The 15,038-nt window shown below is 70.0% G+C and carries 18 protein-coding genes; 16 read left to right on the top strand and 2 right to left on the bottom strand.

All coding sequences use genetic code 11. The annotated features are described in order from the left end of the window. The first annotated feature begins 176 nt into the window (after window positions 1-176). The 12 genes from secY to DA085_RS15615 all read left to right on the top strand — a co-directional run bounded on the left by secY (window position 177) and on the right by DA085_RS15615 (window position 9,751). On the top strand, window positions 177-1,502 hold the full coding sequence (secY, locus tag DA085_RS15670; RefSeq protein ID WP_109473925.1) for a preprotein translocase subunit SecY: 1,326 nt from the start codon (window positions 177-179) through the stop codon (window positions 1,500-1,502). Next, window positions 1,502-2,095: an adenylate kinase gene (locus DA085_RS15665; RefSeq protein WP_109473924.1), complete on the top strand. Its 594-nt coding sequence runs from the start codon at window positions 1,502-1,504 to the stop codon at window positions 2,093-2,095. The genes secY and DA085_RS15665 overlap by 1 nt, the downstream gene beginning before the upstream one ends. A gap of 11 nt (window positions 2,096-2,106) precedes the next feature. After that, window positions 2,107-2,970 (top strand): type I methionyl aminopeptidase, encoded by an 864-nt coding sequence (gene map / locus DA085_RS15660; protein ID WP_109473923.1) that lies wholly within the window; start codon window positions 2,107-2,109, stop codon window positions 2,968-2,970. A 202-nt stretch (window positions 2,971-3,172) separates the two neighbouring features. Next, window positions 3,173-3,394: a translation initiation factor IF-1 gene (gene infA / locus DA085_RS15655; RefSeq protein ID WP_109474040.1), complete on the top strand. Its 222-nt coding sequence runs from the start codon at window positions 3,173-3,175 to the stop codon at window positions 3,392-3,394. 69 nt (window positions 3,395-3,463) lie between these two features. Further along, entirely contained in the window at window positions 3,464-3,577 is a 114-nt protein-coding gene (gene rpmJ / locus DA085_RS15650; protein ID WP_006592630.1) for a 50S ribosomal protein L36, read from the top strand. A gap of 204 nt (window positions 3,578-3,781) precedes the next feature. Beyond that, window positions 3,782-4,159 (top strand): 30S ribosomal protein S13, encoded by a 378-nt coding sequence (rpsM, locus tag DA085_RS15645; protein ID WP_109473922.1) that lies wholly within the window; start codon window positions 3,782-3,784, stop codon window positions 4,157-4,159. A gap of 47 nt (window positions 4,160-4,206) precedes the next feature. Continuing rightward, on the top strand, window positions 4,207-4,614 hold the full coding sequence (gene rpsK, locus DA085_RS15640) for a 30S ribosomal protein S11 (protein ID WP_109473921.1): 408 nt from the start codon (window positions 4,207-4,209) through the stop codon (window positions 4,612-4,614). A 28-nt stretch (window positions 4,615-4,642) separates the two neighbouring features. Next, entirely contained in the window at window positions 4,643-5,251 is a 609-nt protein-coding gene (gene rpsD / locus DA085_RS15635) for a 30S ribosomal protein S4 (RefSeq protein ID WP_109473920.1), read from the top strand. Between the two features lie 217 nt (window positions 5,252-5,468). Beyond that, window positions 5,469-6,491 (top strand): DNA-directed RNA polymerase subunit alpha, encoded by a 1,023-nt coding sequence (locus tag DA085_RS15630; RefSeq protein ID WP_109473919.1) that lies wholly within the window; start codon window positions 5,469-5,471, stop codon window positions 6,489-6,491. A gap of 22 nt (window positions 6,492-6,513) precedes the next feature. Beyond that, entirely contained in the window at window positions 6,514-7,317 is an 804-nt protein-coding gene (gene rplQ / locus DA085_RS15625) for a 50S ribosomal protein L17, sunset domain variant (RefSeq protein ID WP_109473918.1), read from the top strand. Window positions 7,318-7,565: 248 nt separating this feature from the next. Then, window positions 7,566-8,417, top strand: a complete 852-nt coding sequence (gene truA / locus DA085_RS15620) for a tRNA pseudouridine(38-40) synthase TruA (protein ID WP_109473917.1) — start codon at window positions 7,566-7,568, stop codon at window positions 8,415-8,417. Continuing rightward, a complete protein-coding gene (locus DA085_RS15615) occupies window positions 8,414-9,751 on the top strand; it encodes a serine hydroxymethyltransferase (protein WP_109473916.1) in 1,338 nt (445 codons plus the stop codon). The genes truA and DA085_RS15615 overlap by 4 nt, the downstream gene beginning before the upstream one ends. Window positions 9,752-9,805: 54 nt before the next feature. Here DA085_RS15615 and DA085_RS15610 read toward each other — a convergent pair whose 3' ends face one another. After that, a complete protein-coding gene (locus tag DA085_RS15610) occupies window positions 9,806-10,729 on the bottom strand; it encodes an EamA family transporter (protein ID WP_109473915.1) in 924 nt (307 codons plus the stop codon). Between the two features lie 71 nt (window positions 10,730-10,800). Between DA085_RS15610 and DA085_RS15605 the strand changes: the two genes are divergently transcribed. The 3 genes from DA085_RS15605 to DA085_RS15595 are packed head-to-tail and all read left to right on the top strand — an operon-like array spanning window position 10,801 to window position 12,465. After that, complete coding sequence (locus DA085_RS15605; protein WP_109473914.1) at window positions 10,801-11,721, top strand: LysR family transcriptional regulator; 921 nt, start codon at window positions 10,801-10,803, stop codon at window positions 11,719-11,721. Window positions 11,722-11,725: 4 nt separating this feature from the next. Next, the gene (locus DA085_RS15600; protein WP_109473913.1) at window positions 11,726-12,049 is read left to right on the top strand and encodes a TraR/DksA family transcriptional regulator; all 324 of its coding nucleotides are present in this window, start codon (window positions 11,726-11,728) and stop codon (window positions 12,047-12,049) included. 11 nt (window positions 12,050-12,060) lie between these two features. Further along, window positions 12,061-12,465, top strand: a complete 405-nt coding sequence (locus DA085_RS15595) for a YjbQ family protein (RefSeq protein ID WP_109473912.1) — start codon at window positions 12,061-12,063, stop codon at window positions 12,463-12,465. Window positions 12,466-12,468: 3 nt separating this feature from the next. Here the strand turns inward: DA085_RS15595 and DA085_RS15590 are convergent, their stop codons facing one another. Continuing rightward, window positions 12,469-12,906 (bottom strand): cupin domain-containing protein, encoded by a 438-nt coding sequence (locus DA085_RS15590; RefSeq protein ID WP_109473911.1) that lies wholly within the window; start codon window positions 12,904-12,906, stop codon window positions 12,469-12,471. Window positions 12,907-13,079: 173 nt separating this feature from the next. Here DA085_RS15590 and DA085_RS15585 point away from each other — a divergent pair, with 173 nt between their 5' ends. After that, window positions 13,080-14,774 carry an ABC-F family ATP-binding cassette domain-containing protein gene (locus DA085_RS15585; protein WP_109474039.1) on the top strand — a complete coding sequence of 565 codons (1,695 nt, stop codon included), beginning with the start codon at window positions 13,080-13,082 and terminating at the stop codon, window positions 14,772-14,774. The last annotated feature ends 264 nt before the right edge of the window (window positions 14,775-15,038 follow it).

The following is a 15,038-nucleotide window of genomic DNA, read 5'->3' as shown; positions in this document are numbered from 1 at the left end:
GCTCGGAGGTCCCCACCACCGTGCCACGGCTCACCTCGCCCAGATCGCCCTGACCTGACGAAGCCCCGGAGTGCCACCAGGCACCCGGGGCTTCGTCCGCTCCACCCCCCCGGGTGTTATCGTCACCCGGATCACTGCTTGAGCCCGCCGCAGCGGGACCTTGGGAGGAAATCCTCGTGCTTTCCGCATTCGTGCGGGCGTTCAAGACGCCTGATCTTCGCAAGAAGATCCTCTTCACGCTCGGAATCCTGGCGATCTTCCGGCTGGGGAGCCACATCCCCGCACCCGGGATCGACTACGGGCTGGTCCAGCGCTGCCAGGACATGGCGACCTCGACCAACGCCGCACTGGGGATGGTCAACCTCTTCAGCGGTGGCGCGCTCCTGCAGCTGTCGATCTTCGCCCTCGGCGTGATGCCCTACATCACCGCGGCCATCATCGTGCAGCTGCTCACCGTGGTCATCCCGCGCTTCGAGGAGCTCAAGAAGGAGGGTCAGGCCGGGCAGACGAAGATGACGCAGTACACCCGCTACCTGACCATCGGTCTGGCGGTGCTGCAGTCCTCGACGCTGATCACCTTCGCGCGCAACCCCTCCTCGCTGTTCGGCACGACCTGCTCGACGGTCATGCCCGAGGAGTCGATCCCCGTCATCGTCCTGATGGTCCTGACGATGACCGCCGGCACGGGCCTGATCATGTGGCTGGGCGAGCAGATCACCGAGCGTGGCGTCGGCAACGGTATGTCGCTGCTCATCTTCACCGCGATCGCCGCCGGCTTCCCGAGCTCGCTGGCCGTCATCCAGCAGAAGTCCGTGAACACCCTCATCATGGTCCTGGCCCTGGGCCTGGTCATCATGACCCTGGTCGTCTTCGTCGAGCAGTGCCAGCGGCGCATCCCGGTGCAGTACGCCAAGCGCATGATCGGACGGCGCCAGTACGGCGGCACGTCCACCTACATCCCGCTGAAGATGAACATGGCCAACGTCATCCCCATCATCTTCGCCAGCTCGATCCTGATGCTCCCGACGATGATCGGTCAGTTCAACACCCCGTCCGACGGCTCGGCGCCGCCCGAGTGGGTCAGCTGGGTCAACCGCTACCTCGGCATGGGCGTCAGCGGCCAGGACACCCACTGGGTCTATATGGTGCTGTACACCGCGATGGTCATCTTCTTCGCCTTCTTCTACACCTCGGTCACCTTCAACCCGACCGATGTCGCGGACAACATGAAGAAGTACGGCGGTTTCATCCCGAGCATCCGCGCCGGCCGACCGACGGCCGAGTACCTCGCGTACGTCGTCAACCGCATCACCACGCCGGGTGCGATCTACCTGGCCATCCTGTCGCTGATCCCGCTGATCGCGTTCAACGTCCTGGGCACCAGCCAGGACTTCCCCTTCGGCGGCGCGTCCATCATCATCATCGTGGGTGTCGGCCTGCAGACCGTGAAGCAGATCGAGTCCCAGCTCCAGCAGCACGACTACGAAGGGTTCCTCCGCTGATGCGCATGATCATCCTCGGCCCTCCCGGTGCGGGCAAGGGCACCCAGGCAGCGCGGATCGCCGAGCAGCGGGCCATCCCCGCGATCTCGACCGGTGACATCTTCCGCGCCAACATCGCCAACGAGACCGAGCTCGGCCTGCAGGTCAAGGAGATCCTGGACAGCGGGGGCTACGTGACCGACGAGGTCACCAACGCGATCGTCCGTGACCGGCTCACCCAGCCCGACGCCTCCACCGGCTTCCTGCTGGACGGCTACCCCCGGACCGTCGGCCAGGTCGAGGCGCTCGACGAGATGCTGGCCGACCAGGGGGCCGGCCTCGACTCGGTGCTCGAACTCGTCGTCGACACCGACGAGGTCGTCCAGCGCCTGCTGGCCCGTGCCCAGGAGCAGGGTCGCGCGGACGACACCGAGGAGGTCATCCGGGCGCGCATGGACAAGTACACCGAGGAGACCGCCCCGCTGGCCCAGGTCTACCGGGAGCGCGGCCTGTTGCGCCAGGTCGACGGGATGGGCACGGTCGAGGAGGTCTCGGCGCGGATCCAGGAGGCCCTGGACACCCGCACCAACGGCGTCAACGGCTCGGCCCTCTGAGCCTGCTGCCGATGTCCTTCCTGCGCCGGCCCAAGATCGAGGGCAAGACCACCGAGCAGATCCTGCTGATGCGTGAGGCCGGCCTCGTCGTCGGCCGCACCCTCGAGCTGATGCGTGAGCACGCGGTCGCCGGCGTCACGACCGGGCGGCTCGACGCGCTGGCCGAGGAGCACATCCGCAGCCTCGACGCCGTCCCGTCGTTCAAGGGCTACCACGGTTTCCCCGGCTCGCTCTGTGTGAGCGTCAACGAGGAGGTCGTGCACGGCATACCGGGGGAGCGGGTGCTGCGTGACGGCGACCTGGTCTCCATCGACTGCGGTGCGATCCACCAGGGTTGGCACGGGGACGCCGCGATCTCGCTGATCGTCGGTGGGGCAGCAGCCGGCCGGCCGGAGGACGTCGCCCTCGTCGAGGACACCGAGGCCGCCATGTGGGCCGGCATCGCCGCGCTGCGCGCCGGCGACCGGCTCTTCGCGATCGGTGACGCGGTGGAGGGCAGCATCGAGGGGGCGATGGAGCGTCACCGTGCCGCGGGCCGGGAGCTCACCTACGGGATCCTCGAGGACTACGTCGGTCACGGCATCGGCACCGAGATGCACATGGACCCCAACGTGCCGAACTACTCGGTCGCGTCCAAGGTGCCGACGGTGCCCTCCGGGGCGACCCTGGCGATCGAGCCGATGATCACCCTGGGCACCATCGAGACCACGACCCTCGAGGACGACTGGACCGTCATCACCAACGACGGCTCCCGCGCCGCCCACTGGGAGAACACCGTGGCGGTCACCGACGCCGGGCTGTGGGTGCTCACGGCACTGGACGGTGGTCGCGAGAAGCTGTCCGAGCTCGGCGCCGCCCTCGCCCGGCCGGCCTGACCGGAGCCGCTGTCAGCACGACCGCGATTGGTGCTGGGACGGCCTCGTGGCGTAGACTAGGTCGTCGGTCCACGTCTGGGCCCCGTGAGGGGTGCCCGAGTGGTGGGCCGTGCAGTGCAATCAACCCTGTGACCGCGACGGTTCCCGGGTCGGCCACGGTCGATTCCAGGACCCGGCACGGTTGCTCAGAAATGTGGAGGACATGGCGAAGAAGGAAGGCGTCATTGAGATCGAGGGCACCATTGTGGAGGCCCTCCCGAACGCGATGTTCCGAGTCGAGCTGACCAACGGTCACGTTGTGCTGGCTCACATCTCGGGCAAGATGCGTCAGCACTACATCCGGATCCTCCCCGAGGACCGGGTCGTGGTGGAGCTCAGCCCGTACGACCTCACCCGCGGACGCATCGTCTTCCGTTACCGCTGACCCGGCGTGGGCCCCGTGCCCGCACCAGACCAGCATCCACCCACCAGATCCGAAAGACGGCACCAGAACATGAAGGTTCAGCCGAGCGTCAAGAAGATCTGCGACAAGTGCAAGGTGATCCGCCGTAACGGGCGGGTCATGGTGATCTGCGAGAACCTGCGCCACAAGCAGCGCCAGGGCTGATCACGCCGGACGGCATCCGCCGCCCAGCACAGGTCGCGGCTCGACCACGACGACACAACTGAAGCAGTACGCAGCACCCGACCCCCGATTTGCGGGACGTCACCCCCGGCGCGGAGGCCGGGGACCGCGGGCCCAGTGCCCACCACAGAGGATGCGGACCGGTGCTGCCCCACGACCTCCGCACGAAACCAGGAGAACAGCCACATGGCACGTCTCATCGGTGTCGACCTCCCGCGCGAGAAGCGCGTCGAGGTCGCTCTCACCTACATCTTCGGCGTGGGTCGCACCCGCGCCGACCAGACACTGGAGGCCACGGGCGTCGACCCGGCCACCCGTGTCAAGGACCTGACGGACGAGCAGCTGGTCAAGCTGCGTGACCACCTCGAGGGCAACTTCCGCCTCGAGGGTGACCTGCGCCGTGAGGTGGCAGCCGACATCCGCCGCAAGGTCGAGATCGGCAGCTACCAGGGACTGCGGCACCGCCGTGGCCTGCCGGTGCACGGTCAGCGCACCAAGACCAACGCCCGCACTCGCAAGGGTCCCAAGAGGACCGTCGCCGGCAAGAAGAAGGCCGCCAAGTAGTTCGCTGCTTGGCCACCCTCACTTGCTCCCAACGTCAGGAGAAATGAATGCCCCCCAAGAGCCGTAGTACGGCCGGCGCCCGCAAGGTGCGCAAGAAGGAAAAGAAGAACGTCGCCTACGGGCAGGCTCACATCAAGAGCACGTTCAGCAACACCATCATCTCGATCACCGACCCCACGGGTGCTGTGATCTCGTGGGCCTCGTCCGGCCAGGTCGGGTTCAAGGGCTCGCGCAAGTCCACCCCGTATGCCGCGCAGATGGCTGCCGAGGCGGCTGCCCGTCGCGCCATGGACCACGGCATGCGCAAGGTCGACGTGTTCGTCAAGGGCCCCGGCTCCGGTCGTGAGACCGCGATCCGCTCGCTCACCGCTGCGGGCCTCGAGGTCGGTGCCATCTCTGATGTCACCCCCCAGGCACACAACGGTGTGCGTCCGCCCAAGAAGCGTCGCGTCTGAGATCCGGAAGGGAAGGTAAGGAAACAACATGGCCCGTTACACCGGACCCATCACCAAGAAGTCCCGCCGGCTCAAGGTCGACCTCGTCGGTGGCGACAAGAACTTCGACCTGCGTCCGTTCCCCCCGGGGCAGCACGGCCGTCGCCGCAGCCAGGAGAAGGAGTACCTGACCCAGCTGCAGGAGAAGCAGAAGGCCCGCTTCACCTACGGCGTGATGGAGAAGCAGTTCCGCCGCTACTATGCCGAGGCCGCCCGTCGTCCCGGCCGCACCGGCAGCAACCTGCTGACCATCCTCGAGTCCCGCCTCGACAACGTGATCTACCGCGCCGGCCTGGCCCGCACCCGTCGTGCGGCCCGCCAGCTGGTGACCCACGGTCACTTCGAGGTCAACGGCCAGCGCGTGGACGTCCCGTCCTACCGCGTGGAGCAGTACGACATCATCACGGTCCGCAAGCAGTCCGTCGAGAAGTTCCCGCTGGAGCTGGCCCGCCAGACCTTCGGTGACCGTCCCGTCCCGGCCTGGATGAAGGTCGTCCCGGGCTCGCTGCAGATCCTGATCCACCAGCTGCCGACGCGTGAGCAGATCGACACGATCCTCACCGAGCAGCTGATCGTGGAGCTCTACTCGAAGAACTAGTCAGGTGGGGGCCTCGCCCCCTCCGACCCCCCCCGAACGGCCAGGAGCTCGCAGGCTCGCGAGTTCCTGGCTGTTCCGGGAAACCAACCCGAACGGGAGCGGAGCGCTCCCGGCAGTTCGGACCACACGGCATACAGACAGAGGTATGCCGTGAGCCGGCTTCGGCCGGCAGCTCACTGGGCGTCATATAGCGGTCGCCCGTGGAAAGGAAAACACCGTGCTCATCGCACAGCGTCCCACCCTGTCCGAGGAGGTCGTGTCCGAGTCCCGGTCGCGGTTCTCCATCGAGCCGCTGGAGCCTGGCTTCGGCTACACCCTCGGCAACTCCCTGCGTCGGACCCTGCTGTCCAGCATCCCCGGCGCCTCGATCACCAGCATCCGCGTCGACGGTGTGCTGCACGAGTTCTCGACCATCCCGGGGGTCAAGGAGGATGTCACCGAGATCATCCTCAACCTGAAGACCCTCGTCGTCTCCAGCGAGCACGACGAGCCGGTCATCATGTACCTGCGCAAGCAGGGCGCCGGTCCCGTCACCGCTGCCGACATCGCGCCGCCGGCCGGTGTCGAGGTGCACAACCCGGACCTGCACATCGCGACGCTGAACGACAGCGGCAAGATCGAGATGGAGCTGACCGTCGAGCGCGGTCGTGGCTACGTCTCGGCGCAGCAGAACAAGTCCGGTGACCAGGAGATCGGCCGCATCCCGGTCGACTCCATCTACTCGCCGGTGCTCGCCGTGACCTACAAGGTCGAGGCGACCCGTGTCGAGCAGCGCACCGACTTCGACCGGCTCGTGCTGGACGTCGAGACCAAGAACTCGATGGCCCCGCGTGACGCCATGGCCTCCGCCGGCAAGACCCTGGTCGAGCTGTTCGGGCTGGCCCGTGAGCTCAACGTCGAGGCCGAGGGCATCGAGATCGGCCCGTCGCCGACCGACGCCGCGCTGGCCTCCGACCTGGCCCTGCCGATCGAGGACCTGGACCTGACGGTTCGGTCCTACAACTGCCTCAAGCGCGAGGGCGTCCACACCGTGGGCGAGCTCGTGAGCCGCAGCGAGGCCGACCTGCTGGACATCCGCAACTTCGGTGCGAAGTCCATCGACGAGGTCAAGGAGAAGCTGGCCGAGATGAACCTGGCCCTCAAGGACAGCCCGCCCGGGTTCGACCCGGCGCAGGCGGACCTGTCCGAGGACCTGGAGGACGAGGGCGACGCCAGTTTCGCCGAGGACGAGCAGTACTGATTCCCTTTAGGAGACCTGAGTTATGCCTACCCCCAAGAAGGGCCCGCGCCTCGGCGGCGGTCCGGCGCACGAGCGCCTGATCCTGTCCAACCTCGCCACCGCCCTGTTCGAGCACGACCGCATCACCACCACCGAGGCCAAGGCCAAGCGCCTGCGCCCGCTGGCCGAGCGCCTGGTGACCTTCGCCAAGCGCGGCGACCTGCACAACCGTCGCAAGGTGCTGGCCACCGTCCGCGACAAGGGCGTGGTGCACCGCCTGTTCACCGAGATCGCGCCGGACATGGCCGAGCGTCAGGGTGGCTACACCCGCATCACCAAGATCGCGGCCCGCAAGGGCGACAACGCCCCCATGGCCGTGATCGAGCTGGTCCGCGAGCCGGTGGCCAAGAAGGCCGTCGTCACGCAGGCCGAGGGTGCCACCAAGCGCGCCGCCAAGGACGCTGAGGCTGCCGAGGCCGAGGCGACCGAGGTCGCTCCGGTGGCCGCCCCGGCCGAGACGGTCGAGGTCAACGAGACCGTCACCGAGGACACCACCGAGGCCGCCAACACGGTCAAGACCGAGGACGCCGCTGACGGCGGCTTCGGTCCGGACTCGGCCGCGGCGACCGAGGACGGCTCCGCGCCCGAGGGCTTCACCGTCAAGGGCAACAAGGACTCGATGAAGTACCACGTCGAGGGTTCCCGCTGGTACGACGCCACGGAGGCCGAGGTCTGGTTCCGCACCGCCGAGGCCGCCGAGGCCGCTGGCTTCGAGCCGGCCGGTGGCGCTGCCGCCCAGTCCGCCGACGCCGGCGCCGAGATCGGCACCGACACGGACGACGCCTGAGTCGTCCCGTCCGCGACGCCGTGAGCGCCCGTCTCCCCCGTGGGAGGCGGGCGCTCACGCGTCCGGGGCCCAACGGGCACACCGCGCTCCCCCGTTGGGAGACGCGCTGAACGGGCACACCGCGCTCGTCCTGGAGCGTGTGGAGCATCTTGGAGCCTCCTGCAGCCGGCTCTCAGACGTCGGACCTGCTCCAAGACGCCGGACCGTGCGGGTGAGGGTCCGCAGCTGCCGCCAGGTAGGTTCTGAGGGTGCGGATCCGGATCGACCTGGCCTATGACGGCACCGACTTCTCGGGGTGGGCCGCCCAGCCGGGGCTGCGCACGGTCGAGGTCGAGGTGGCGACGGCCCTGGGCACGATCCTGCGCACGGACCCGCCGCGCCTCACCGTTGGAGGCCGCACCGATGCCGGTGTGCACGCCCGCGGCTCCGTCGCCCATGCCGACATCGACCCGTCCGCCTGGGACCGCCTGCCCGGCCGCTCCGACCGGCCGCCGCCGGAGGCGGCGGTCACCCGCCTGGCCGGGGTCCTGCCGCCCGACATCGTCGTGCGCGCGGTCCGGGTGGTGCCGGACACCTTCGACGCCCGGTTCTCCGCGGTGCGCCGTCGCTATACCTACCGGATCTGCGACCGGCCCGCGACGCTGGACCCGCTGCGGAGGCGGGACACCGTGCTGCACAAGAAGCCTCTGGACGAGCGCGCGATGGACGCCGCGGCGCAGTCCCTGACCGGGCTGCACGACTTCGCCGCGTTCTGCCGGAGGCGGGAGGGCGCGACCACGGTCCGCACGCTCCTGGGCTACACGTGGGAGAGGGGAGCGGACGGCATACTGCTCGGGACGGTCGTGGCGGATGCGTTCTGCCACAGCATGGTCCGGGCCCTGGTGGGCTCTGTCGTCCCCGTCGGGGAGGGGCAGTATGCCGTGGGCTGGCCGGCCGAGATCCTCGCCGGGCAGGTGCGCGACCCGCGGGTGACGGTCATGCCGGCGCACGGCCTCTGCCTGGAGGAGATCGTCTACCCACCCGACGAGGAGCTGGGCACCCGCGCACAGCAGGCCCGCAGCATACGGTCCCTGGGCGAGGCAGGGGGTGCCCGGCCGTGACCGCCCTCAACCCCCGCCCCTGGGTCCCCGAGGACAGCGAACGCCTGGTGAGCTCGCTGGCCCGGCGCACGGCCGGCCGGACGGTGACGGAGACGCTCGCTGCGGTCGAGGAGCTCGCGGTGCGCAACAGACAGATCCACGACCGTGAGTGCTTCAACCTCAATCCGGCCACCAACGTCATGAACCCCCGCGCCGAGGCGCTGCTGGCCAGCGGTCTCGGGTCGCGTCCGTCCCTGGGCTACCCGGGGGCGAAGTACGAGATGGGGCTGGAGGCCGTCGAGGAGATCGAGGTCATCGCCGCGGAGCTGGCTGCGGAGGTCTTCGGGGCCTCCTATGCGGAGATCCGCGTGCCCTCGGGAGCGATCGCCAACCTGTATGCGTTCCTGGCCACGTGCGAGCCCGGCGACACGATCATCGCGCCGCCGCCGAGCATCGGCGGTCACGTCACCCATCACCGCGACGGGTCGGCGGGGATGGCCCGGTTGACGACCGTCCCGGCCCCGGTGGATGCCTCGGGATACACCGTCGACGTCGCGGCCCTGCGGGTCCTGGCGCACGAGGTCCGTCCGCGGATGATCACGGTCGGCAGCAGCCTCAACCTGCACCCGCACCCCGTGGGCGCTGTCCGGGAGGTCGCCGACGAGGTGGGCGCCGTCGTCCTCTTCGACGCGGCCCACCTGTGCGGGCTCATCGCCGGCGGCGTGTGGCCCAACCCGCTGGAGCAGGGGGCGCACCTGATGACGATGAGCACCTACAAGAGCCTCGGCGGGCCGGCCGGCGGGCTCGTCCTGACCAACGACGCCGGTCTTGCCCAGAAGCTCGACGCCATCGCCTACCCCGGCCTGACCGCCAACTTCGACGCAGCCGTGTCCGCTGCGCTGGCCGTGACCCTGCTGGACTGGAAGAGCCGTGGCCCGGCCTACGCCACCCGGATGGTCGAGCTGGCTGGTGCCCTGGCCGGTGACCTGCACGCGCGGGGCCTGGAGGTGTTCGGCCACGCGTCTGCCCCCACCGAGTCGCACCAGTTCGCGGTGCGGGCGCAGCCATGGGGTGGTGGTCAACAGGCCGCCGCGCGGCTGCGCCGGGCCAACCTCCTCGCGTGCGGCATCGGTCTGCCCGACACCCCGGTGGAGGGGGACGTCAACGGGTTACGGCTCGGCACCCCGGAGCTGGCCCGGATCGGGATGCAGGTGTCCGACATGCCACGGTTGGCAGACCTCATCGAGCGTGGCCTACAGCCCTCCGTGGACCCGGCGACGGTGGCGCCGGAGGTCAGTGCCTGGCGCTCTGAGTTCACCGGGGTGCACTACACCGCGGACGCGCCGGGGACCTGAGAGAGGCCTGAGCGGGTCGTTCGAGCGAGCCTCCCGAGACGGTGTGCGCTGCCGCTAGGCCGATGCCACCGGCTCGGGAGTGCGCCGGGGCGTGGGCGTCACAGCTGCCCGGGGGCGGCGACGCAGGGAGCCGAGCAGCACCCCGGTGACCACCACGAGGCCGCCGGCGATCTCGACGGGGCTCACCGTCTCGCCCAGGGCCAGCCACGCCGCGAGCATGCCGACGACCGGGACCAGCAGCGAGTACGGCGCGACCACGCCCGCCGGGTGGTGGGTCATCAGCCAGGTCCAGATGCCGCTGCCGACGACGGTGCCGATCACGACGGTGTAGGCCAGGCCGAGCAGGGCCGGCAGCGCCTCCGGGGCGAGGGCCGTGGTCAGCGACTCGACGATGCGGGTCGGGCCCTCGACCGCGAGCGAGACCGCGAGCATCGGCAGGGGCGGGACGACGGACATCCACAGGGTGAGGTGCAGGGAGTTGGCGGGGCGCGCCTGCTTGTTGCAGATGTTGCCGACCGCCCAGCCCAGTGCGCCCGCGAGGGTGAGCAGGAACGGCAGGACCGCCGCCACCTGTGCCCGGTGGAGGCCGACGACCGCCAGGCCGCCCACGGCGAGCAGGATGCCCAGCAGCTGGATGCCGGACACCCGCTCCCGCAGGAACACCGTGCCGAGGACGACCGTGAAGGGCGCCGAGGCCTGGAGCACCAGCGAGGCGAGGCCGGTCGGCATGCCGGTGGCCATGCCCCAGTAGAGGAAGAGGAACTGCAGGGTGCCGAAGCCCAGGCCGTACCCCACCAGCCAGCGGACCGGCACGCGCGGCCACGGCACCAGGAACATCGTCGGCACCGCGAGGACCAGGAAGCGCAGGGCAACCAGGAAGAACGGCGGGAAGTGCTCGAGCGAGGCGTGGATGGCGGTGAAGTTCAGGCCCCACATCACGGCGACGGACACGGCGAGGAGGCGGTGGAGGACGGGCACGGCTCCAGCCTCCCCGACACGACAGTGAAGGACAAGCGACATCTACTGGGTTGTCCTTATAGGCTGCCTACATGGACGTGCGGCACCTGGAGCTCCTCCGCGAGCTGTCCGAGCGTGGCAGCGTGACGGCGGTCGCCCGGGCCACCTACCGCACGCCCTCGGCCGTGTCCCAGCAGCTGCAGACCGCCCAGCGGGAGTTCGGGGCACAGCTGGTCGAGCCAGCAGGTCGGGGTCTGCGGCTGACCGGTGCGGGTGAGCTCCTGGCTCGTCGCGCGGCGGACGTCGCCACGGTCCTGGCCGACGTACAGGCGGAGTGGGACGCCTACCGGGACGAGCCGAGCGGCACCGTGTCCGTGATGGCCCTGCCCAGTGCGGGCGAGTACCTGCTGCCCCGTGCCCTGGTCGCGCTCGAGGGCACCGGGATCCGGGTGGAGTGCCACGACGCCGATGTCGCGGAGGCCGACTGGGCCGGGCTGGCCAAGGACCACGACCTCGTCATCGGACACTCCCTCCGGGAGCGGCCGCCGCCCGGGACAGAGGGTCTGTTGGTCACCCGGATCGTGCGGGAGCCGCTGGACATCGCCCTGCCCGCTGGCCACCGGCTCGCCGGTCACGGGCCGCTCCAACCGGCTGAGCTCGTCGCGGCGCCGTGGATCGGCGTGCCCCTCGGCTTCCCGTTCGACTCGGTCCTCCGGGCGATCGAGGACCGCACGGGCGCCTCCCTCGACGTGCGTCAGTGGGTGCGTGACAACCGGCTCGTCGAGGCGCTGGTGGCCGCAGGGTGTGGTCTGGGGGTGCTGCCGCGGTTCACCACCCGGCCCCGGGACGACCTGGTGCTGGCGCCCCTGGCCGGTGTGGAGACCGGCAGGCACATCATGGCGATCCAGCGACCCGACCGCGCCCGCCGCATCGCCGTCCAGCGGACGCTGGCGGCCATCCGCGACGTCGCGGCGGAGCTCCCCGGCGCCGCTACCGGTGACCTGGCAGAGTAGGACGATGGACCCTGTCGAGATCCGCGAGACCCTGCTCGCCAAGGAGGACGACCTGCTCGAGCAGATGGCGCGGCTGACCCGCCCCGAGCAGGACCAGGGGGCGATCAGCTTCGGCAAGCGAGTCGGCGACGGGACCGCGATGGCCGTCGACCGGCTCACCGCGGTGGGTGCCCACGACAACCTGCAGGACATCCTGGACCAGGTGCGCCGGGCCCTGCTCCGGCTGGACGAGGGCAGCTACGGCCTGTGCGAGGTGTGCGGTGCACAGATCCTGCCCGGGCGCCTCGAGGTGCGTCCGTGGTCCACCCGCTGCCTGGAGCACAGCTGAGGAGCCGGCCCATGGAGTCCGAGGTGCGCAGCTACGACACCGGTCACACGGAGGTCGTTCTCGACCTGACCGACGACGCGTCCACCTTCGTGAGCGGTCGGGGCGACGGTCTGCTCCACGTGTTCGTCCCGCACGCCACGGCCGGCCTGGCGATCATCGAGACCGGGGCAGGGTCGGACGACGACCTGCTCGCCGCGCTCGCCGACCTCCTCCCGGCGGACGACCGCTGGCGCCACCGTCACGGCTCCCGTGGGCACGGACGGTCACACGTCCTGCCAGGTCTCCTCGCGCCATACTGCTCCGTGCCTGTCCTTGCCGGCAGGCTGGCGCTCGGCACGTGGCAGAGCATCTGCCTGGTCGACCTCAACGTCGACAACACCGAGCGGGAGGTGCGCTTCTCCTTCCTGGCCGGGTGAGCGCTATCCCTCGTTGGGGTCCTTCTCCGCGTCCTCGTGGGTCGGGTGCTCGGTGCCCGGCTCGTGGTCCGGCGGCCCGTAGAGCGCGTAGAGCTTCAGCGGCTCGTCGCCCGTGTTGACCACGTTGTGCCAGGTGCCGGCGGGGACGAGGATCACGTCGTCGTCCTCGACGTCCCGGGTGAAGGGCAGGTCGTCCTCGGCCGGGCCCATCTCGGTGCGGCCCTTGCCCTTCTCGACGCGCAGGAACTGGTCGTTCTCGGGGTGGACCTCCAGGCCCACGTCATCGCCGACGTCGATGCTCATGACGGTGAGCTGGAGGTGCTTGCCGGTCCACAGCGTCCTGCGGAACTCGTCGTTGCCCAGCGTCTCCTGCTCGATGTCGACGACGTAGGGCTCGTCGCCGTGGTCCGTCGCGGTGGTGTAGTCCTGCTTCTCAGCCATGGAACACGCTCCTGTCGGATCGGGTGCGGACGCGGCCCGGCTGTGCCGGGCCGTCTGTCCCCGACAGTAGTGAGGTCGCGCCGCGGCGGCCAGCCGGAAGAGTGGGCGCCGACCGGGGCCGCTGGCCCCATATCCACTTGGTGCCACTGTGGGCACCACCGACAATGGGCTCCGTGGGTCATCTCGAGGTCAACGGTGTCAGCTTCGCCCTCCCGGACGGGCGGCCCCTGCTGCGCGACGTCTCGCTGCGGGTGGGGGAGGGCGCCAAGGTCGCTCTCGTCGGGCCGAACGGCACCGGCAAGACCACTCTGCTGCGGCTGATCGCGGGTGACCTGGTGGCCAGGGAGGGGTCCCTGTCCCGCACCGGGGGGCTCGGTGTGATGCGCCAGTTCATCGGGACGATGGGACGGGACACCAGCGAGCCGCCGAGCGTCCGGGACCTGCTGGTCTCGGTCGCGCCAGCCCCGGTCCGCGAGGCGGCCGACGCGCTGGACCAGGCCGAGTATGCCGTGGTGACGGTTGACGACGAACCGTCCCAGATGGCGTATGCCCAGGCCCTGTCCGACTGGGCGGACGTGGGCGGCTACGACTACGAGACCCTCTGGGACGTGTGCACGGTCAGCGCGCTGGGTGTCCCGTTCGAGAAGGTCCAGTGGCGCACGACCGACACCCTCTCCGGCGGGGAGCAGAAGCGGCTGGCGCTGGAGGCGCTGCTGCGGGGGCCCGACGAGGTCCTGCTGCTGGACGAGCCGGACAACTACCTGGACGTCCCGGGCAAGCAGTGGCTCGAGGGGCAGCTGCGGGAGTCGCCCAAGACGGTGCTGTTCGTCAGCCACGACCGCGAGCTGCTCTCCCGTGCCGCCACCCGGGTCGCGACCCTGGAGCAGGGCACCGCCGGGGCGTCCCTCTGGGTGCATCCCGGGAGCTTTGCCACGTGGCACGAGGCGCGTGTCCAGCGCAACGAGCGCCTGGAGGAGCAGCGGCGACGGTGGGACGAGGAGCACGCCAAGCTGCGCGAGCTGATGCTGATGTACAAGCAGAAGGCGTCCTACAACGCCGATATGGCCAGTCAGTACCACGCGGCGCAGACGCGACTGCGCAAGTTCGAGGACGCCGGGCCGCCGGAGGCCGTGGCCGTCCCGCAGCAGGTGACGATGCGGCTGCAGGGTGGGCGGACCGCCAAGCGCGCGGTGGTCTGCGAGGGCGTGGGGCTCACCGGGCTCATGGAGCCGTTCGACCTGGAGGTGTGGTTCGGCGAACGCGTCGCGGTGCTCGGCTCCAACGGTTCGGGCAAGTCGCACTTCCTGCGGCTGCTGGCTGCCGGCGGGTCCGACCCCGAGGTCGAGCACCGGCCCGTCGGCGACGTGGTCCCGGCACCTGTCCCGCACACGGGGACGGCGCGCCTCGGGTCGCGGGTGCGTCCGGGATGGTTCGCGCAGACGCATGACCACCCCTCCCTGCTCGGGCGGACCCTCCTGGAGATCCTGCACCGGGGGGACGAGCACCGCCGGGGCCGCCCGCGCGACGAGGCCGCCCGCGTGCTCGACCGCTACGAGCTCGCCAGGTCCGGTGAGCAGACCTTCGACTCGCTCTCGGGCGGCCAGCAGGCGCGGTTCCAGATCCTGCTGCTGGAGCTGTCCGGCGCGACCCTGCTCCTGCTGGACGAGCCGACGGACAACCTCGACCTGCACTCTGCGGAGGCGCTGGAGGCCGGTCTGGCCGCGTTCGAGGGCACCGTGCTGGCGGTCACCCACGACCGGTGGTTCACCCGCGGCTTCGACCGGTTCCTCGTCTTCGGTGCGGACGGCCAGGTCCGCGAGACGACGGAGCCCGTCTGGGACGAGGGCCGCGTCGTGCGTGAGCGGTAGCGAGGGGGCCCGGTCCTGGGCCCGACCCTTGGCCCGATTCTGGGCCCCCTGGTCGGATGCCCGAACTCGGTCGTCATCGCCACGGCCGCCGCGGTGCTCATCGCCGTGCCCAAGGTGAGGAGGCCTCTGTCCGACCCACTGTGGAGAACCCTTGGCGCGTCTCGTACACATGTCCGTCTCCTCACCTTTGTGTGGGTAGCGGGAGGCTGATTCCGCCGAGGCAGAGGTGGATCATGGCGATGAGGGAGTCGGGGTTGGCGTGGC

It is taken from the genome of Ornithinimicrobium cavernae, assembly GCF_003121625.1.
Lineage (GTDB): Bacteria > Actinomycetota > Actinomycetes > Actinomycetales > Dermatophilaceae > Ornithinicoccus > Ornithinicoccus cavernae.
The sequence above is the reverse complement of the archived record's forward strand: the minus strand, read 5'-3'. Positions and strand labels throughout refer to the sequence as shown.

Coding starts and splice junctions, on each gene's coding strand:
- DA085_RS15665 (WP_109473924.1), top strand. CDS start 1,502: ATGCGCATGATCATCCTCGGCCCTCCCGGTGCGGGCAAGGGCACCCAG.
- map (WP_109473923.1), top strand. CDS start 2,107: ATGTCCTTCCTGCGCCGGCCCAAGATCGAGGGCAAGACCACCGAGCAG.
- infA (WP_109474040.1), top strand. CDS start 3,173: ATGGCGAAGAAGGAAGGCGTCATTGAGATCGAGGGCACCATTGTGGAG.
- rpmJ (WP_006592630.1), top strand. CDS start 3,464: ATGAAGGTTCAGCCGAGCGTCAAGAAGATCTGCGACAAGTGCAAGGTG.
- rpsM (WP_109473922.1), top strand. CDS start 3,782: ATGGCACGTCTCATCGGTGTCGACCTCCCGCGCGAGAAGCGCGTCGAG.
- rpsK (WP_109473921.1), top strand. CDS start 4,207: ATGCCCCCCAAGAGCCGTAGTACGGCCGGCGCCCGCAAGGTGCGCAAG.
- rpsD (WP_109473920.1), top strand. CDS start 4,643: ATGGCCCGTTACACCGGACCCATCACCAAGAAGTCCCGCCGGCTCAAG.
- rplQ (WP_109473918.1), top strand. CDS start 6,514: ATGCCTACCCCCAAGAAGGGCCCGCGCCTCGGCGGCGGTCCGGCGCAC.
- DA085_RS15605 (WP_109473914.1), top strand. CDS start 10,801: ATGGACGTGCGGCACCTGGAGCTCCTCCGCGAGCTGTCCGAGCGTGGC.
- DA085_RS15600 (WP_109473913.1), top strand. CDS start 11,726: ATGGACCCTGTCGAGATCCGCGAGACCCTGCTCGCCAAGGAGGACGAC.
- DA085_RS15595 (WP_109473912.1), top strand. CDS start 12,061: ATGGAGTCCGAGGTGCGCAGCTACGACACCGGTCACACGGAGGTCGTT.
- DA085_RS15590 (WP_109473911.1), bottom strand. CDS start 12,906: ATGGCTGAGAAGCAGGACTACACCACCGCGACGGACCACGGCGACGAG.